General features: G+C 59.8%; 15 protein-coding genes. 2 read left to right on the top strand and 13 right to left on the bottom strand.

Annotated features, from left to right (window positions below; genetic code table 11):
- Positions 1-46: 46 nt before the first annotated feature.
- The 5 genes from QQJ87_RS03840 to QQJ87_RS03820 form a co-directional block, all read right to left on the bottom strand.
- Positions 47-340 carry a hypothetical protein gene (locus QQJ87_RS03840; protein WP_284280065.1) on the bottom strand — a complete coding sequence of 98 codons (294 nt, stop codon included), beginning with the start codon at positions 338-340 and terminating at the stop codon, positions 47-49.
- Between the two features lie 968 nt (positions 341-1,308).
- Positions 1,309-2,508 carry an acetyl-CoA C-acyltransferase gene (locus QQJ87_RS03835; protein WP_284280064.1) on the bottom strand — a complete coding sequence of 400 codons (1,200 nt, stop codon included), beginning with the start codon at positions 2,506-2,508 and terminating at the stop codon, positions 1,309-1,311.
- A gap of 12 nt (positions 2,509-2,520) precedes the next feature.
- Positions 2,521-4,926, bottom strand: a complete 2,406-nt coding sequence (locus QQJ87_RS03830; protein WP_284280063.1) for a 3-hydroxyacyl-CoA dehydrogenase/enoyl-CoA hydratase family protein — start codon at positions 4,924-4,926, stop codon at positions 2,521-2,523.
- An 18-nt stretch (positions 4,927-4,944) separates the two neighbouring features.
- A complete protein-coding gene (locus QQJ87_RS03825; protein ID WP_284280062.1) occupies positions 4,945-6,735 on the bottom strand; it encodes an acyl-CoA dehydrogenase C-terminal domain-containing protein in 1,791 nt (596 codons plus the stop codon).
- A 22-nt stretch (positions 6,736-6,757) separates the two neighbouring features.
- A complete protein-coding gene (locus QQJ87_RS03820) occupies positions 6,758-7,366 on the bottom strand; it encodes a TetR/AcrR family transcriptional regulator (RefSeq protein ID WP_284280061.1) in 609 nt (202 codons plus the stop codon).
- A 130-nt stretch (positions 7,367-7,496) separates the two neighbouring features.
- Here QQJ87_RS03820 and QQJ87_RS03815 point away from each other — a divergent pair, with 130 nt between their 5' ends.
- Positions 7,497-8,003 carry a hypothetical protein gene (locus QQJ87_RS03815; RefSeq protein ID WP_284280060.1) on the top strand — a complete coding sequence of 169 codons (507 nt, stop codon included), beginning with the start codon at positions 7,497-7,499 and terminating at the stop codon, positions 8,001-8,003.
- Positions 8,004-8,122: 119 nt separating this feature from the next.
- Positions 8,123-8,545: a DoxX family protein gene (locus QQJ87_RS03810; RefSeq protein ID WP_284280059.1), complete on the top strand. Its 423-nt coding sequence runs from the start codon at positions 8,123-8,125 to the stop codon at positions 8,543-8,545.
- Between the two features lie 2 nt (positions 8,546-8,547).
- Here the strand turns inward: QQJ87_RS03810 and pdeM are convergent, their stop codons facing one another.
- From pdeM to QQJ87_RS03770, 8 genes are read right to left on the bottom strand one after another with little or no spacing between them, the layout of a single operon-like run.
- Positions 8,548-9,228, bottom strand: coding sequence for a ligase-associated DNA damage response endonuclease PdeM (pdeM, locus tag QQJ87_RS03805; protein WP_284280058.1), 681 nt, complete (start codon positions 9,226-9,228; stop codon positions 8,548-8,550).
- A 1-nt stretch (position 9,229) separates the two neighbouring features.
- On the bottom strand, positions 9,230-11,896 hold the full coding sequence (locus QQJ87_RS03800; protein ID WP_284280056.1) for a ligase-associated DNA damage response DEXH box helicase: 2,667 nt from the start codon (positions 11,894-11,896) through the stop codon (positions 9,230-9,232).
- Between the two features lie 3 nt (positions 11,897-11,899).
- On the bottom strand, positions 11,900-12,955 hold the full coding sequence (gene mnmH, locus QQJ87_RS03795) for a tRNA 2-selenouridine(34) synthase MnmH (RefSeq protein WP_284280055.1): 1,056 nt from the start codon (positions 12,953-12,955) through the stop codon (positions 11,900-11,902).
- Between the two features lie 15 nt (positions 12,956-12,970).
- Positions 12,971-13,837, bottom strand: a complete 867-nt coding sequence (locus QQJ87_RS03790; protein ID WP_284280053.1) for a DUF429 domain-containing protein — start codon at positions 13,835-13,837, stop codon at positions 12,971-12,973.
- A 4-nt stretch (positions 13,838-13,841) separates the two neighbouring features.
- Complete coding sequence (locus QQJ87_RS03785) at positions 13,842-15,557, bottom strand: cisplatin damage response ATP-dependent DNA ligase (protein ID WP_284280051.1); 1,716 nt, start codon at positions 15,555-15,557, stop codon at positions 13,842-13,844.
- Entirely contained in the window at positions 15,554-16,564 is a 1,011-nt protein-coding gene (locus tag QQJ87_RS03780) for a ligase-associated DNA damage response exonuclease (RefSeq protein ID WP_284280049.1), read from the bottom strand. The genes QQJ87_RS03785 and QQJ87_RS03780 overlap by 4 nt, the downstream gene beginning before the upstream one ends.
- Before the next feature lies 1 nt (position 16,565).
- Positions 16,566-17,912, bottom strand: a complete 1,347-nt coding sequence (locus QQJ87_RS03775; RefSeq protein ID WP_284280048.1) for a phospholipase D-like domain-containing protein — start codon at positions 17,910-17,912, stop codon at positions 16,566-16,568.
- The gene (locus QQJ87_RS03770; RefSeq protein ID WP_284280046.1) at positions 17,909-18,721 is read right to left on the bottom strand and encodes an endonuclease/exonuclease/phosphatase family protein; all 813 of its coding nucleotides are present in this window, start codon (positions 18,719-18,721) and stop codon (positions 17,909-17,911) included. Before QQJ87_RS03770 ends, QQJ87_RS03775 begins: the two co-directional genes overlap by 4 nt.
- Positions 18,722-18,832 lie beyond the last annotated feature (111 nt).

The following is an 18,832-nucleotide window of genomic DNA, read 5'->3' as shown; positions in this document are numbered from 1 at the left end:
CAAATCCCTCAACGGGAAGGCTGCATAGTTCGAGTTAACGTATCCATTAAACGAGGGCAAGGTCAAAAAGGTCCTTGGGGAGGATTCCCGTCTTGTTATAAATATCAGACTGAAAGATTTCCCAATATTTTATTGAAAGAGTGATGTCGCTGTTGCGAGCCTCCGGGTACAGATTCAGAATATAGGCGACCTTTGCCTTCAGCGTGGAGAAATCGCCTACGGCCAACGATGCCAAAAGCTCCTTCCTTTCTTTTTCTAGCTTCGCCAACTTTGCTTCTCGCTCGGCCTGTTCTTCCTCGCTGAGCAGATCGATTTCTTCTTCATTCTCTTCTTCCCTCATGCCTACATCCCTATTTGATTACGGTGCCCTATAACGTGTAAACTCACCTGCACCGCAGGTGGCAGCGTCTTGTTAGATTTCATTTCGTCACCACAGTCAAGAATGGGACGAGGGATGCGAAGACCTTCGACAGGGCGAAGACGCCCAGCGCTATTGGGAAACTGGTCTCGACGACAATGACACGGAACCACTGCAAAGCATTGAGGCGACGCAGGGAGGTACTGAGTGCCTAAAGATTTGATTGAGAGTCCGGCAATCGCTTGGCAGCCGCTAATACGGCGCCTCGTATTTGATCCTGTAACGGTGCGTCGCAAGTTAGCTTGTCGAGGTGTTGAGCGATAGCGAAGAGGTCGTTGCGCGACTCGAGAATTAGATCGAAAGACCCGTACACGAGATGAAGCTTCCCCGCGAGGCGCCACCGGCGGAAGTCCTGCCATGCGTAGAGCGTAAACACAAAGAGCAAGTAGCAAAGGACTGCCGATAGTGCACCATGAAGAAGTTGAGGCGCATTTGTCGGGATGTCGAACTCAAGCCATGGCGCTTTACTAAGTTTAAGATCGTAGGTCTTAACGAGCACAGCGAGGACGCCGACGAATAGCAGATGTGTTCGCACTTTCCGCGTTTCCTCGGACAGAGGATCGCGAAAGGCGATGTCAGTGACTTTCGTGCGATGAAGCTCGGTTGCGTCCATTGAAATCTAACTTGTTATATCGAACAATAATGGCGATATCCATTTATCCGAACATCACCGAAAAACCTACTAACTCCCCACCATAGCTACCGCCCACCCCAACAGCGGCACGCACCAAAACTACTCATATTTTTTTAATCTAAATTAACATTCTTAACTCGGCAAGCGTTTCCTTCCGTTCAGCCCCAAAACCACCCATAAAAAAACCCCAGGCCTGCCGAAGCAAACCTGGGGTTCTTCCATTTCAGCCGGGTGTTAAACCCGACCAATTAACTTCTTACACGCGCTCGAAAATACCGGCTGCGCCCATGCCAGTGCCGATGCACATGGTCACCATGCCGTACTTTAGGTTGTGGCGGCGCAGGGCGTGCACCACGGTGGCTGCGCGAATGGCGCCGGTGGCACCCAGAGGGTGGCCCAGGGCGATGGCACCGCCCATGGGGTTCACTTTGCTGGGGTCCAGTTGCAGGTCTTTCATCACGGCCAGCGACTGGGCGGCAAACGCTTCGTTCAGCTCGAACCAGTCGATGTCGTCTTGCTTCAGGCCAGCGGTTTTCAGCACGGCAGGAATGGCTTCCTTGGGGCCGATACCCATGATTTCCGGGGGCACACCGCGCACAGCGAAGCCGCGCCACTTGGCCAGCGGCACCAGGTTGAAGCGCTTCACAGCGTCCTCAGACGCCAGAATCAGCGCGCCTGCGCCGTCGCTCATTTGCGAGCTGTTACCGGCAGTCACCGAGCCTTTGGCGGCAAACACGGGCTTCAGCTTGGCCAGGCCTTCAATGCTGGAGTCGGCGCGTGCGCCTTCGTCCAGACTGACCACTTTGCTACTGGTCTTGATTTCGCCGGTGGCCAGGTTGGGCGCAGCCTTGGTGACGGTCACTGGCGTAATTTCGTCAGTGAACTCGCCTTTTTGCTGGGCTGCAATGGCTTTTTTGTGGCTGTTCAGGGCGAATTCGTCCTGTTCTTCACGGCTGATGCTCCACTGCTGGGCCACTTTCTCGGCGGTCATGCCCATGCCGTAGGCGATGCCCAAATTTTCGTCTTTCGCGAAAATGGCGGGGTTGAAGCTGGGCTTGTTGCCGCTCATGGGCACCATGCTCATGCTTTCAGCGCCAGCGGCGATCATGACTTCGGCCTCGCCGGTGGCAATGGCGTTGGCGGCCATGCTGACGGCTGTAATGCCAGACGCGCAGAAGCGGTTGATGGTGACGCCACCCACGGTGTTGGGCAGGCCAGCCAGCAACACGGCGATGCGGGCCATGTTCATGCCTTGCTCGCCTTCGGGGAAGGCGCAGCCGACGATGGCGTCGTTAATGGCGGCGGGGTCGAGCGTGGGCACTTGGGCCATGGCGCTGGAAATGGCGGTCACCAACAGGTCGTCTGGGCGCACTTCCTTGAACACACCGCGTGGGGCCTTGCCGATGGGCGTGCGGGTGGCCGCAACGATGTAAACCTCTTTCATTGGACGGGACATGTCTGTGTCTCCTTAGTTGCGCACAGGCTTGCCGGTTTGCAGCATGCCCATGATTCGTTCTTGAGTTTTCGGGTTGTCCAGCAGCTTCACGAAGTGCTTGCGCTCGAGGTTGAGCAGCCACTCTTCGTCCACCAGTGAACCGGTTTCAACTTCGCCGCCGCACACCACTTCGGCGATGACGCAGCCCAGGTGGTAGTCATAAGCAGAGATGAAGCCGCCGTCGCGCATGTTGACCAGTTGCGCCTTGATGGTCGCAATGCCGCTTTTGCCGGCCACGGGCACACCCTTGATTTTGTGGGGTGGGCGGTAGCCAGACTCAAACATGCTGCGGGCCTGGTTGATGGCCACGTACAGCAGTTCGTGGCTGTTGAAGACGATGGTGTCCGAGTCTTTCAGGAAGCCAAGCTGGCGACATTCCATGGCAGACGTGCCAACTTTGGCGGTTGCTGCGGTCATGAAGCCGTCTTTGACGAAGGCCAGAATGTCGGATGAGCCGGCCTTCTGCGCGGCCAGGCCGGCGTTGACTGCAATTTCCTTCAGGCCACCGCCGCCGGGAATCAGGCCGACGCCCACTTCCACCAGGCCCATGTAGCTTTCAAGGTTGGCCACGCGCGCTGCGCTGTGAATTGCAAATTCGCAACCACCGCCCAGTGCCATGCCGCTGATGGCGGCCACGGTTGGCACCTGCGCGTATTTCAGAGCCATGGTGCCTTTCTGGAATTCGGCAACCATTGGCTCGATGGCCTTGCCACCGCCCTGCATGAAGGCAGGCAGCATGGCTTGCAGGTCGGCACCGGCGGAGAAGGGCTCGTCGGGTGACCAGATCACCAAACCTTTGTAGCTTTTCTCGGCCAGGGCAATGGCTTCGTGTGTGGCGGTAATCACGTCTGGCCCAATGGCGTGCATTTTGGTTTTGATCGACAAAATGAGCACGTCGTCGTGGCCTGGTGCAGTCCAGATGCGGGCAGCGTCGGTTTCTTTCACGGTGGTGCCGCCGTTGTGGCCGGTTACCGTGGTTTCGCCCAACACTTTGGCGCGGAAGATCTGGCGCTTGTACACGGGCAGGTCTTTGCGGGCTACGAAGCTGTTGGACGCGGGGCTGAACGCACCGGCGGGTGAGTACACACCACAGTTGTCGGCAACCGGGCCTTCAAACACCCAGGCGGGCAGCGGCGCGTTGCACAGGGCCTCGCCTGCGTCGATGTCGGCCTTGACCCACTCGGCCACTTGCTTCCAGCCTGCGGCTTGCCAGGTCTCGAACGGGCCTTCAGACCAGCCGTAACCCCAGCGCAGTGAAAAGTCGACGTCGCGTGCGGTGTCGGCGATGTCGTTCAGGTGCAGTGCGATGTAGTGGAATGCGTCGCGGAAGATCGCCCACAGGAACTTGGCCTGGGGGTGGTCGCTGCCACGCAGTTGGGCCATGCGCTCGGCCACGTTTTTGTTTTTCAGGATTTTCAGAACGGCTTCGTCGGCCTTGCCTTCAGACGGCACGTAGTCGCCCTTGGCTTCGTCGAATTGCATGATCTGCTTGCCGACTTTCTTGAAGAAACCGGCTTTGGCCTTTTGACCCAGTGCGCCCAGTTCCACCAGCTTTTTCAGCACGGCGGGTGTTTCATAGCTGGGGGCAAACGGGTCGTTGGGCAGTGTGTTTTGCATGGTGGCAATCACGTGGCCCATGGTGTCCAGGCCCACCACGTCTGCAGTGCGGAAGGTGGCGGATTTGGCACGGCCCAGCTTGGAACCGGTCAACTGATCCACGATGTCGAAGGGGATGCCAAACTTCTTGGCTTCGGCCATGGTGGCCAGCATGCCGGCCACGCCCACGCGGTTGGCCACGAAGTTGGGCGTGTCTTTGGCGGTGATGATGCCCTTGCCCAGTGTGGTGGTCAGGAAGGTTTCCAGATTGTCCAGAATGTCCTGACGGGTGGTGCTCAGCGGAATGAGTTCACACAGGTGCATGTAGCGGGGTGGGTTGAAGAAGTGCACGCCACAGAAGCGGCTCTTCAGGTCGGTGTCGAACCCTTCGCTCAGCTTGGAAATGCTGAGGCCCGATGTGTTGGTTGCGAAAATGGCGGTTGCGTTGATGTGCGGGGCCACTTTTTTGTACAGGTCGTGCTTCCAGTCCATGCGTTCGGCAATGGCTTCGATCACCAGGTCGCAGCCTTGCAGCAGTTCGAGGTGCTCTTCGTAATTGGCGGCCTGTACATACTGGGCGATGTCTTTCGCGCCAAAGGGGGCAGGCTTGAGCTTGGTCAAATTCAGAATGGCCTTGTCAACGATGCCATTCTTGGGGCCTTCCTTGGCGGGCAGGTCGAACAGCACTACGGGCACTTTGGCGTTGGCGCAGTGCGCAGCAATTTGCGCACCCATCACGCCTGCGCCGAGCACGGCGACTTTGCGGACGATAAAGTTGGACACTTGGGTCTCCTTGTAAAATTAGAACAGGTCTGCTTCCATTTCCATCAGGCTGGCTGAGCCTGCGCGTGCCTTGCGAATCAGCATGGCTGTTTCGGGCAGCATTTTCTGGAAGTAGAAACGGACAGTGTGCAACTTGGCGGTGTAGAACTTGTCACCGCTGCCCTGCTTTTCCAGGGCGATTTTGGCGGACTTGGCCAGGAAGAAGGCGTAGAACAGGTGGCCGACCACACGCAGGTAGTCCACCGCGGCTGCGCCCACTTCATCGGGGTTTTGCATGGCTTTGCCACCGATTTCCATGGTCAGCTTGCCCACTTTTTCACCGAGGTCTGCCAGCGGTGCGATGAACTCGGCCATGGCGGCGTTGTTGCTTTCCGCTTCGCAGAAGGCGCGCACTTGCTTGCCGAATTTCTGCAGTTTGGCGCCACCGTCGGCCAGCACTTTGCGACCCAGCAGGTCGAGCGACTGAATGGTGTTGGTGCCTTCGTAAATCATGTTGATGCGGCTGTCGCGCACGTACTGTTCCATGCCCCACTCGGCAATGTAACCGTGACCGCCGTACACCTGCATGCAGTGGGAAGTGGCTTCCCAGGCGTTGTCAGTAATAAAGGCCTTCACGATGGGGGTGGCCAGGGCCACCATGTCGGCGGCTTCCTTGCGCACGGCCTCGTCGGGGTGGCTCAGTTCTTTGTCCAGCTCCAAAGAAGTCCACAAGCACAGTGCACGGCCACCTTCGGCGTAAGCGCGGGCGGTCAGCAGCATTTTGCGAACATCGGGGTGAACGATGATGGGGTCAGCCTGCTTGTCGGTGGCCTTGGGGCCTGTCAGTGAACGGCTTTGAATGCGGTCTTTGGCGTACACCACAGCGTTTTGGTAGGCCACTTCGGTCAGGCCGAGGGACTGCATGCCCACGCCCAAGCGGGCGGCGTTCATCATCACGAACATGGCGTTCAGGCCTTTGTGAGGCTGACCAATAATCCAGCCGGTTGCGCCGTCCAGGTTCATCTGGCAAGTTGAGTTGCCGTGAATGCCCATTTTGTGCTCGATGGCGCCGCAGTTGATCGGGTTGCGTGCACCCAGGCTGCCGTCGGCATTGGGAATGAATTTGGGCACCAGGAACAGTGAAATGCCCTTGGTGCCGGCGGGTGCGGCGGGCAGACGGGCCAACACCAGGTGAATGATGTTTTCGGCCATGTCGTGTTCACCACTGCTGATGAAGATTTTTGCGCCGGTGATTTTGTAGCTGCCGTCGGCCTGTGGCTCGGCCTTGCTGCGCAGCATGCCCAGGTCGGTGCCGCAGTGTGGCTCGGTCAGGCACATGGTGCCGGTCCATTCACCGCTGGTCAGCTTGGGCAGGTAGGTGGCCTTTTGTTCGGGGGTGCCGTGTGCGTGCAGGCAGTCGTATGCGCCGTGGGTCAGGCCGGGGTACATGGTCCAGGCCTGGTTGGCGGCGTTCATCATTTCATAAAAGGCCTGGTTCACGGTAACGGGCAGGCCCTGGCCGCCGAATTCGGGGTCGCAGCTCAGTGCTGGCCAGCCGGCTTCAACATACTGTTTGTAGGCCTCTTTGAAGCCGGTGGGTGTTTTCACCGAGAAGTCGGTTTTGTTGTGGGTACAGCCTTCTGAATCGCCCACGGCGTTCAGGGGTTGCAGCACCTCGGCGCAGAATTTGCCGCCCTCTTCCAGAATCTGGTTGATGGTGTCGGCGTCCATGTCTTCAAAAGCAGGAATCTGCTTGAAGGTGCCTTCGGCGTCGAACAGCTCGTGCATCACAAATTGCATGTCGCGCAGTGGTGGTGTGTATTGCCCCATGTTACGGTCTCCTGAAACTCACTTAATTCACATTAACGGGATTGTTCTTGTAGTGCTGGATCATTCGTTCAAACCCCTCGCGGGCGCGTTTGACTGAATGGGGGTCGCCCATGAGGCGGCCTTGTTGGTGTGCGGCCAGAATCAGCCCCACCATTTCAAAAACCAGCTGGTCAGCGCTGGTTCGGTTGCTGCTGAGATGTTCTGCTTCAATGGCCTGCTGGGCGGCTTTGTGCATCTCTTTTTGCCAGTCGCGGTGCATTTTGACCAACACATCGCGCACGGCGCCGGGGCGATCATCGTATTCTGTCGCGCCCGAGATGTAGATGCAACCACTGTCGATTTCTTTGCCGATTCGGTCGAGCCAGCGCAAGAAAATGGCCTGCAAACGGGGCAGGCCACGGGGTTCTTTCACACAGGGAAACAGCACGGCTTGAATGAACTGGGTTTCGTATTCCTTGAGAACGGCGATCTGCAGTTCTTCGCGCGAGCCAAAGTGGGCGAACACGCCGCTTTTGCTCATGGTCATTTTGTCGGCGATGGCGCCAATGGTGAGCCCTTCCAACCCTTGGGTGGAGGCTATTTCCAGAGCCGCCTCAAGAATGGCGGCGCGTGTCTGTTCACCTTTGCGCATAAAAAATAGACCGAACGTTCGTTTTTTTATTAGTGTACACGCGGTTTTAAAATTTGGGTGAAAGGCCTGCAAAAAATGAACTCTTTAGAGGAGATCATCACCTAGGTCGTCTTTGACTTTTTGAACGACCATGGCACACACCGCATTGACCATTCACAGTGACCCGCATCAACCCGCAAGCCTGCAAGTTGCAAGGCGACCTGGCATGGCCACTTACGCCAAGCTGGCTGCACAAGCGGGGGTGTGCGCATTGGCGGCCGGGGGGCTGGCCTACAGCCTGCTGCAGTCGGCCCAAAGCGAGGGGCATTACACCGGGGGGCAGCGGCATTTGCTGAACGAGGCCGACCATGGCTGTGCCAGCAACGAGTATTACCACCATGTCAGCGACACGTTTATGGAAGCATTCAAGTGGACCGGCATCGTAAGCGCCAGCCTGCTTGGCTCTGCGGCGTTGGCTTTTGGCGCAGGCAGCTTGGCAAAGCGAGGGGGTCTTGAGAACGCGGGCGATAGAATGATTTTTACTTCAGCCATTGCAAGTGGAATTGGGGGCTTAGGGGGTGCAGCCACCCTGATGATGGCGTTTAACCTGATTAACAAAAACAAATGCGTGACCAAAACACCATTTGGAAATTTTTGATGATCTATATTCAAATAATTTGAATAAGCTCTACAAATTTAAACACTTGGCCTTTGCATTGAAGGGGTGAACAATACGATCACTGACCTCACTCACCCAATCCTAAAAAGGACAATGCAATGAGCACTTCAACCCAAACTTCCAACAATGCAGTTTCAAACATTTTGAATCAGTTTGAAGCACCCCTCACCATTGTGGCCCGCGTGCTGCTGGCGCTGATGTTTTTGCTGGCGGGCTGGGGCAAGCTGACCGGCTTTTCACAAACCGTGGCTTACATTCAATCGGTCGGCCTGCCTGCCGCCAATGTAATGGCTGCAGCCGGCATGGTGGTTGAACTGGGCGCGGGCCTCGCGCTGGTGTTCGGCTTCCAAACCCAAATTGCGGCGCTGCTGCTGGCCGGTTTCACCCTGATGGCTTCGTTCCTGTTTCACAACTTCTGGGCGGCACCGGCTGACCAGGCCTATGTGATGCAACTGATGTTCCTGAAAAACATTGCGGTCACCGGTGGCCTGCTGTTTGTGGCCTTGAAATCCAAGCGTTGAAACTAGTGGGTGGCGAGCACCGCCACCACTTGTTCACCGGGGGCGGGTTGCACCACAAACGCCCCAGTGAATTGCCCGAATGAAGGCAGGGTAATGCCCCCCTGCTGCACATGAAAGCACGGCAGCCGCACCCGCGACCTGCCTGCCCCCCGAATAATGCACGCCGGGTGTTGATGCCCAGCCAGCACAAACTGCCCCGCCCTGCTTTGCGGGTAATGGCACAAAGCCAGTTGCCCCAGCGCAAAGGGCTCGTCCACCACCTCAAAGCCCCAAGCCAAGGGTGGGTCGCCCGCCTTGTCGTCGTGGTTGCCCCGCACCAGTACCTTTTGCACCGCTGTGTGTTGTGCCACCCAGGCCAGAACTTGTTCGTTCAGTGGGTCATTCAAGGCATGGCGGCTGTGCAGCAGGTCGCCCAGCACCACCAGGGTGCGGGGCTGAAAGTGGGCCATGGCTTGCGACAGGCGCTGCAGGTTGCTGCCGGTGGTGCCCTGCGGCACGGGCACGCCCAGTTGACGAAAGGTGTGGGCCTTGCCCAAATGCACGTCGGCCACAAACAGGGCACGGTGTTGCGGGCTATACACCGTTTTCCAGGCGGACAGCACCAGTTCACCCGCCGGGGTTTGAACAGTGCGAGAAACCAGCCCGGCCGAATGGTCCAGCAGGGCGATGTTGGCGTCGCTCATGTCAGCCCACCTCGGCCTGCTTTTCAAGCTCGGCCACCATGCGCTGAACGCGGGTGCTTAGCGTTTCATTGCTGACGGTTTCGCGCAGGCGTTCAATCATCAGCGGAAAAGAGAACGGGCTGGGCCGGGGCAAAGTTTTCAGCACCCATTGCTTGCTGCGCAGGCTGGCCAACACCTCGCGCATGCGGCCCAATTCCAGTTCCTGTTCCAGCGCCTCGCGTTGGGCCTGCTGCAGCAGCAGGTTCTCGGGGTCGTACTGCTGAAACACCTCGTAGAACAAGCCGGACGAGGCCTGCAACTGCCGTGCGCTTTTGGCGGCACCCGGATACCCCTGAAACACCAGGCCGGAAATGCGCGCAATTTCGCGGAAGCGGCGCTGCGCCAACTCAGACGCATTGAGGCAACCCAGCAGGTCTTCCAGCAGGTCGTCGTCTGACAACAAAGCCTGCGTGGCTGCACCACCTTGCAGCAGGGTGTGCCAGTCAAAGGGTTGGGCGCTCAGCAGCTCGAAGCCGTAGTCGTTCATGGCAATGGAAAAGGTGCCCGACTGATGCTGCGAAACACGCCAGGCCAGCAAGCTGGCCAAGCCAATGTGCACCATGCGCCCCTCGAAGGGGTATAAAAACAGGTGGTGTCCTTCTTTGCTTTGGTAGTACTCAGCCAAAACGGTGCTTGGGCTGGGCAGTGCGCTCCAACGTTGCTGAATGGCCAGCAAACCCTCCAGGGCCTGCAACTCGGGCAGGGCCGGGTTGGGAGCGCCACCCTGCTGATGTTCGCCCAGCAGGGCAACCACACGGTGGGCCAGTTCCGTGCTCAGCGGCATTTTGCCGCCCTGCCACTGCGGCACGGTGGCTTTTTTGCGGTCGGCCTTGCGCACATAGGCGGTCATGTCGCGCACACGCACCAGCTCCAGCACGCGGCCCGCAAAACTGAAACACTCGCCCGCCTTCAGCCGGGCGATGAAACTTTCTTCGATGGTGCCCAAGCGGCCACCGGTCAGCCAGGCCACTTGCATGGCGGTGTCCGACACAATGGTGCCCACGGACATGGCGTGCCGCCGGGCAATGTCTTTGCGCTGCACGCGGTACACGCCCTGCTCATCGGGGGCCACGCGCTGGTAATCGGGATAGGCGCTCAAGCTGTTGCCGCCTTTCTCCACAAAGGCCACGGCCCAAGCCATTTGCGCCTCGGTCAGCTTGGCGAAGGCCTCGGTGGTTCGCACTTCGTCAAAGAGTTCATCCACCTTGAAGCCACCGCCCATGGCCACGGTCACCAGGTGTTGAACCAACACATCCAGCGGGATTTCGGGGCTGTAGCGGCTTTCAATTTGCCCGGATTGCACAGCCACCCGCGCGGCCGCCGATTCCAGCATTTCCAGCGCGTTGGTGGGCACCACGGTGATGCGAGAGGTGCGGCCCGGCGCATGGCCGGAACGCCCTGCACGCTGCAGCAGGCGGGCCACGCCCTTGGGCGAACCGATCTGGATCACCCGTTCAACGGGTAGAAAGTCCACGCCCAGGTCGAGTGACGAGGTGCAGACCACCGCCTTCAGAAGGCCGTTTTTCAAGCCATGTTCCACCCATTCGCGCACGGTTTTGTCCAGCGACCCGTGGTGCAAGGCCACCAGCCCGGCCCAATGTGGGTTGGCGTCCAGCAGGGCTTGGTACCAGATTTCAGCCTGCGACCGGGTGTTGGTGAACACGAGCGTGCTGGCAGACTGTTCAATTTCAGCGGCCACCGCCGGCAACTGGCGCAGGCCCAAATGCCCGCCCCACGGAAAGTGCTCGAATGAATCGGGAATCAGCGTGTCGATCTGCAAGGCTTTGTTGAGCGCACCCTGCACCAGGGTTCGACCCTGGTCGGCGTTGACTGGCCGCAGCAAGATGCGCATGGAATCGTCGAGGTTGCCCAGTGTGGCGCTAAGGCCCCACACCTGCAGAGCCGGATTCAGTTTCACCAAACGCGCAATGGCCAGTTGCAATTGCACGCCACGTTTGTTGCCGACCAGTTCGTGCCATTCGTCCACCACCAGCACTTGCACCTTGGCCAGTGCGGACAGCGAGGCCTCACGCGTCAGCATCAGGGTCAGGCTTTCAGGCGTGGTGACCAAACCAAAAGGGGGCTTGCGTTGTATGCGCGTGCGCTCGGCCGGGGGGGTGTCGCCCGTCAGTTGGGCCACGTCGGCCACACCCACCAGCCCCTCCATGGCAGTGTTCAGGCTGCGGGTGGTGTCTGCCGCCAAAGCGCGCATGGGCGTGACCCACATCACGCGGGTGGCGGCCGCGCGCGAGGCCGGCAAACCCGCCAGGCGCAGCAAAGCGCCCACCCACACCGCCAGTGTTTTGCCGGAACCGGTGGTGGCGTGCAGCAAACCACTGTGGCCCGCCTGCATGGCTTGCCACACCGACTTTTGAAAGTCGAATGCGGTCCAGTGTCGGGATTCAAACCAGCGTTGAACGGTGTCGTCATTCACCGCGCACACTTTGGGCCCAACCGCCACCGTGGGGGCGGGGCTTACAGTGCTGGCAGACTCTGGCAGTTCAGTGGAGGTTGTGGGTGCAGCAGCCTGGGTGGCCGCCTTTTCCTGACGGGCTTGTTGCGCCTTTTTGCGGCGCAGCGCTTTTAACTGCGTGCCGACGTTTGGCCCGGGTGGCAGACCGAAGCTCACGGTTTAGCCCTGCAAATTCAGAAGCTGATCAACCAGCCGGGCAATGCCCGGGCCGTCGAGCTTGTCGGCTGGCAACGGGTGTGCCGTGGCAAAACCGGTGAACAGGTTGTTGCTGGACTTGAGGTAGGCCGGGTCGTAATGGCGAACCAGCAAATCGCCCACCAACTCAGGCCACTGAGCCGCGTCAACCTGCTGGCACCAATGATGAATGACCTCATGACCGTGCAGCGTGACCAGATGCCGAAGCTGCTGCTTGAGCGTGTCGGTGTCGGCCAGAAAGTAATGGTAGTCTTCGATCAGAAAATCAACCCGGGCAGCCACGCTGGCCTGAATGCGAAACACGGTGCTGTGTTGGGTCATTTGCTCAAACAGATGCTCGGGCACGCGAAGTTGGCCCACTTTTTTGCTTTCCGCCTCAACAAACACGGGGCGGGCGGGGTCGAGCTTGCGCAGCACGTCCCAAATGCGGGTTTCAAACATTTTTTGGGCGGGCTGGGGCTGATCGGGCAAAATGCCCAGCACAGACCCCTTGTGGCAAGCCAGCGCCTCCAGATCAAGCACCTGCGCGCCTGCGGCGGCCAGCCCTTCCAGCACGCGGCTTTTTGCGCTGCCGGTTTCACCGCTGAGCACCCGCCACTGAAAACGCCCGGGCAGAATTTCAAGTTCATTGATGACTTGCCTGCGAAAGGCTTTGTAGCCGCCATCCAGTTGACTGGCACGCCAGCCGACTTGCCTCAAAATGTGCGTCATGGCGCCAGAGCGGTTGCCACCGCGCCAGCAGTAAATCAGCGGGGTCCATTCCTTGGGGTTTTTCGAGAACTGTTCGTCCAGATGCTTGGCAATGTTGCGTGCCACCAGGGCTGCACCGACTTTTTTGGCCTCGAACACCGACACCTGCTTGTACAGGGTGCCCACGACGATGCGCTCTTCGTTGTCCAGCACAGGGCAGTTGATGGCCCCGGGGTAGTGGTCCAGCGCAAATTCAGCGGGGGAGCGAACGTCGATGACCTGCTCATATTGGTCAGCCTGTTCCACCGACACCACTTCCGGAAACTTCACCTTGAAACCCTCATGTTAAACCGCCCTGTCATTATAGCCAGCCAGGCCGACCTTGAAGGGCACGGGCGCGATCCAACCCTCCACGGGGTCAATCACCGGGGGCAAGCCGAAGTGAATGTCGCTTCGCTTTTCGCACCAGCCTGCCACCAGGCAACACAACACGGAATCGAGCAGGTCGGCCTTGGCGTCTTCAATCAGCTTGCCGCGCAGCCAGGGCCGCACGTTCACGCGGATGCCAAGCAGCATGCCGTCTTCCAGTGCGCACACCAGTTCATTGCGGGCCTGCTTGCGGTCGGGCGAGTCTTTGGACGGCGTGTCGGTTTTGTAACTTTGGCGACCCAACACCTGCCGGGCCAGAAAGCCTGGGTAAGCCTCGATGGCCACGCGCTGGGCGTCGCCCTTTTGCATGCCGGGAATGTGCACACCCGCCTTTTTCAGCAGCGGTGCCCCCACTTGCAACATGAAGGCCACGGGCGGGTTGACCCACTTCATGGAGGGCGAGCTGCCGGCCGGGGTGTCGCAGGCGCGGTGCGCAAATTTTTTGCCGGCGGGGCGTGCGTCGCACCAGGCTTTGAAGGTGGCGCGGATGTCTTCTTTGGACAAATTGCCGTAAAAATCGATCAAATTGCCCCAGGTGGACGGGGCTGCCACGCCATGGCCGGGCCACTTCAAGCCATCCACCAATTGGCGCGACAGGCCAAACGGCATGTCGATGGCGGCCACAAATGGGCCTTCCTGCAGCAGGGCTTCAAACCCGGCCAGTGTGGGCAGTTCCGACAATTCGTCGATGTGGATGGTTTGCCCTTCCCAACGCCCGTGGGCCACAGCCACCGGCTTTTTTCGGCTGGGGGCGCTGGAAAAATCGATTCCTAGCAACTGCAAGGGCTTACTCCTGAATGGGGGTGTCGGTCATCAATGCCGCAAGGCTACCGAGGGTGTCTGCTTCGTGCAAGGGTTTGTCATCGCGAATGCGCAACATGCGCGGAAAACGCACGGCCACGCCGCTTTTGTGGCGACTCGACGGGGCAATCGCTTCAAAACCCAGCTCGAACACCAGGCTGGGCACCACGGTGCGGACCGGGCCAAACTTGTTGACCGTGGTTTTTCGGATGACAGCGTCCACACGCTTGAATTCCTCGTCGGTCAAGCCTGAATAGGCCTTGGCAAAAGGCACCAGCCGTGGCAAACCCCTGGCTTGGCTGTGTTCCACCGTGTCGCCATTGGCAATGGCTTGGGCCACGGCCTGTGCCTGCTCGCCATTGGCGGGCGTAAATTCCCACACGGCGAAGGTGTAGTCGGTGTACAAGCTGGCCCGCCGCCCATGGCCCCGCTGGGCATACACCAGCACACAGTCCACGGTCATCGGGTCGATTTTCCATTTCCACCATACCCCGTCGGCCTTGGTTCGACCCACGCCGTAAGCGGAATCCAGGTGCTTCAACATGAAGCCTTCCACCCCGCGGGCACGGCTTTCTTCACGCAGTGTGGCCAGGGCTTGCCAACTGTCGGCCTGCACCGATTCCGACAACAGCAAATGGGGGCTGGGGTGTTGCTGCACAAAAGCTTCCAGCGCGGCGCGGCGTTGGCGCTGAGGCTGTGGGGTGCTTACGCTGGCGCGGTGCATGAGCAGGTCGTAGGCCAAAAACACCACCGGGTGCTCGGCCTGCAGGCGGGTGCTGACCACTTTGCGGTTAAGCCGGGTTTGCAGGTCTTTGAACCCGGCGGGCTGGCCGCCGCGCCACACCAGTATTTCGCCGTCCAGAATGCTGCCCTCCGGCCAGTCGGCAAAGGCGTTCACCAGTTCGGGAAACTGGTGGCTGACCAGCTCTTCGCCTCGTGACCAGATCCACACCTGCCCAGCCTCGCGAATAATCTGCGCCCGAATACCGTCGTATTTCCATTCCACCAGCCAGTCGCTGACCGGCCCCAGCGTGTCAGGCTCAACCTGCAAAGGGTGGGCCAGAAAAAACGGCAGGGGTTGCCCGGCGGGGCGGGCCTGGGCTGAATCGGGCTGCAACAGCGCCTCAAAGGCTTGCGCGGTCGGCATTTGGGTGGCATCGGTGTAACCCATCAAACGCTGGGCCAGCAGCTTGGCGTCTACGCCGCACCATTCAGACAGGGCGCGGGTCAGCAACAGCTTGGACACCCCCACCCGAAAGCCGCCACCCACCAGTTTGACAAACAAAAACCGCTCGGCCGCGCTGCTGCGTTGCCACACGTCCAGCACCTTGGGCAGGCGTTCGTCTTCGGGTGTGTCGCGCAGGGGCAAAATGATGTGGTGCATCCATTGCGCAAGGCTGAGTTGCAAGGGTTCAGCCTGGCTTGAAATCGGCACCACGTGGGCAATGGTTTCGGCCAGATCACCCACGGCCTGATAACTTTCTTCAAACAGCCATTCAGGCAGGCCGCTGGCCAACAAGGCGGCCTGGCGCAGGGTGCGTGTGGGCACGGTTCGACGGGGTTTGCCACCGGCCAGAAAATACACCGCCCAGGCGGCGTCGGCAGGCTCGGCCTTTTGAAAGTACTGAACCATGGCCTGCACTTTGCGCAACGTGGAGGTGGACGCGTCCAGATCGGAAAACAACTGCACGAACTGCTTCATGCGGCACCCGCTGCTGCGTCGTCGTCTTCCGCGCCGTACTCGGTTTGAAAGGCGCGGGCGTCCAGCCCCTGGTCTTGCAGCCAACGCACCAGTGTGGCCACATACCCATGGGTGACGATGACTTGCTGGGCGCCGGTTTCGCCAATGGCGCGCATCAGGCCGGGCCAGTCTGCGTGGTCGGACATCACAAAACCCTTGTCGACGCCTTGCCGCCTGCGTGCGCCGCGCAGCTGCATCCAGCCGGAGGCAAATGCGTCGGAATAGGCGTTGCCGAAGCGTTTCATCCAGCTTGCGCCGCTGGCTGCAGGTGGGGCCAGCGCCAAACAGGTTTTGTAGATGGATTTGTCGGTGACTTCGCTGACCAGCAGGGTGTCGGGCAAGGCCACGCCCTCTTCGCGGTAGCTGTCGTTCAAGGCCTGCGCGGCTGAGTGGCACACAATCGGCCCGATGGAGGCGTCCACCCCGGCGAGAATGCGCTGCGCCTTGCCAAATGAATAACCGTACAGCACGCTGGCTTTGCCTTGCGCGGCGTTGTCGGCCCACCACTGGTTGATCTCGGCGTAAATTTCAGCGTCGCTGCGCCAGCGGTAGACGGGCAGGCCAAAGGTGCTTTCGGTGATGAAGGTGTGGCATTTCACCGGCTCGAACGGCGTGCAGGTCAAATCGGGCATGACCTTGTAGTCGCCACTGGCCACCCACACTTCGCCCTTGTATTCCAGCCGCACCTGAGCCGAGCCCAACACGTGGCCAGCGGGGTGCAAGGAAACTTTGACGCCGTTGTGCACAATGCTTTGGCCATAGGCCAGCGTGTCCAGATTGATATCGCCCAGACGCTTGCGAAGCACGCGCCCGCCCGGTGCAGCGCACAGGTAGTGGTTGTGGCCGTAGCGGGCGTGGTCGGCATGGGCGTGTGTGATGACGGCGCGGTCCACCTTGCGCCAGGGGTCGATGTAAAAGTCGCCCGGGGGGCAATACAAGCCCTCGGGCCGGCTGATGACCAAGTCCATGCTAATACCGGTTACTGAAACCGCCTACGAATACTGCCAAACGCATCAATTTATAGCACACCCAAGCCAAGGCTCTGGCCTGCCAGGGCCGGGCGGCGTGAATGTCCATCATCACCTTGCGGGCGTCGTTGGAAATGGCGTGGGTCAGGTTGGCTTTCAAGGTGGCGGCAAAATGGGGGTCGTGAATCAGAAGGTTGGCCTCACGCGCGAACAAAAAGCTCAAAGGGTCGATGTTGGAGGAGCCCACCGTGGCCCACGATGAATCGACCACCGCCACCTTGGCATGCAAAAAACTGGGCTGGTACTCGAAAATTTCAACGCCGTGGCGCAGCAGGCCACTGTACAAACCCTGCGTGGCGTGGTGCTGAAAGCGGTGCTCTACCCGGCCCTGCAGCAGCAACTGCACTTTCACGCCCCGTTCAGCCGCTTTGATGAGCGCCATGCGAAAGCGCCGCCCCGGCACAAAGTAGGCGTTGGCCAGCACCACCGAGGTGTGGGCCTGGCCGATGGCCTGCAGATATCGGCGCTCGATGGTGCGCCGGAAGCGGAAATTGTCGCGCAGCACCAGTTGGACACGGGCTTTGCCGCAGGCAGGCGGCGGCTCCATCAGTGCGGCAGCGGCCAGCACGTCGCGAAATTGCTCGGCGCGCCGCTTCCACCAGGCTGAGGTCAGGGTGTCGGTCACCATGCCACCCGGGCCGATCTGCCACCACAGCCACTCGGTGGCTTTCCAGACATCCAGCACGGCCGGGCCCTGCAGGCGCACGGCAAAGTCGTAACGCGGGCCCAAGTGACCTTCGGCCAACTCCGTCAGTTTGCCCAAGGCGTGGCTGGGTATGCGTTTGGCATTGAGGGCCGAACTTTGTGCCTGCGCCTGTTCTTCGTCGTGGTTGAAATCGTCGATGAGGTTGATGCCGCCCACGTAGGCAATGCGCCGGTCGATCACGGCCACTTTGCGGTGCATGCGTCGCAGTCGGCGCGGATTGGGCTTGAGCACAAACCCCTCGGGCCGGAACACGCGCACACGCACCCCGGCTTTGCGCAGCAAGGGCACATACAGTTCAACGCCTTCGCGGCCACCGAAACCGTCTAGCACCAGGTACACGTCCACACCCCGGCGGGCAGCGGCCTTCAGGGCCTCGAAAAACTGCTCACCGGCTGCGTCGCGGGCAAAAATGTAGGTTTCAAGGCGCACCTCGTGGGTGGCGGCTGCAATGTCGGCCAGAAGGGCCGGAAAATACGCCTGCCCCATGCACAACAACTCGACGCTGTGGCCATGCCGTTCTGGCGCGGGCTCGGGCAGCAGTTGCTCTACCCGTTTGATAAGGGCTTTGCGCCGGTTGATCAATGCCCGGCCCCCAGTGTGAGATCCACCACAAAGGGCGCATGGTCTGAAAGCCCGGCCCAGGCGGGGCCACTCAAGACCTGGGCGCTGCTGGCCTCGAACCCCCTGCAAAACACCCGGTCAAGCCCGAACACCGGAAACCGGCACGGGAAGCTGCCATGCCGAAACACACGCCCCAACAGGCCATTGCCCTGGGGCAGCACTTCGCGCACACCAATGCCTGCTTCCAGCTCGGGGCCGATGATGCGCTGCCAGTCGTTGAAGTCGCCTGCAATGATGAGCGGTGCATCGGGCGGCACATGGGCGTGCACGTGCTGCACCAGCTGGCTGGCCTGCCGAATGCGGCTGCGCTTGAACAGACCAAAATGCGCCACCATCGTGTGCACCGGGCCTGCAGGGGTGTTGACCCGGCAGTGCAACAGGCCGCGCTGCTCCAGCCGATGGTCTGACACATCTTCATTGCGCGACCATTCGATGGGGTGTTTGCTGAGCAGGGCATTGCCGTGGTGGCCATGCGGGTAAACGGCATTCATGCCGTAGGCGGAAAAGTAGCGCTGGCTGCTGTGGCCTAAAAGATCGTCGACCGCGCTGGGGGTTTTGGACAAAAAGTCGTGCTGGCTGTCTTCGGGCCAGTGTTCAAATCGACCGGCGTGGCGGTCGTGGCGGCCTTGCACTTCCTGCAAGAAAACGAGGTCGGCGCCCAGGCTGTGCAGCTGGTCGCGCAAAGCGTGAATGGTCAGGGACTGGCGCTTGAGACCTTTAAGCCCCATAACCCCTTTGTGAATGTTGTAGCTGGCAATTCTGAGTTTCAAATTATTTGCACGCAGCCCTTTTCAAATTACAAGGGTTTACCCTATACTAAGTCGCGAATATTGCTAGCGCAGCACTTATTGACATATTACACGGGGGGCTTGATTTCAAGC

Source organism: Limnobacter litoralis (assembly GCF_030160455.1).
Taxonomy (GTDB): domain Bacteria; phylum Pseudomonadota; class Gammaproteobacteria; order Burkholderiales; family Burkholderiaceae_B; genus Limnobacter; species Limnobacter litoralis.
Note: the sequence above shows the minus strand (reverse complement) of the source record. Positions and strands in the feature narration are given on the sequence as shown.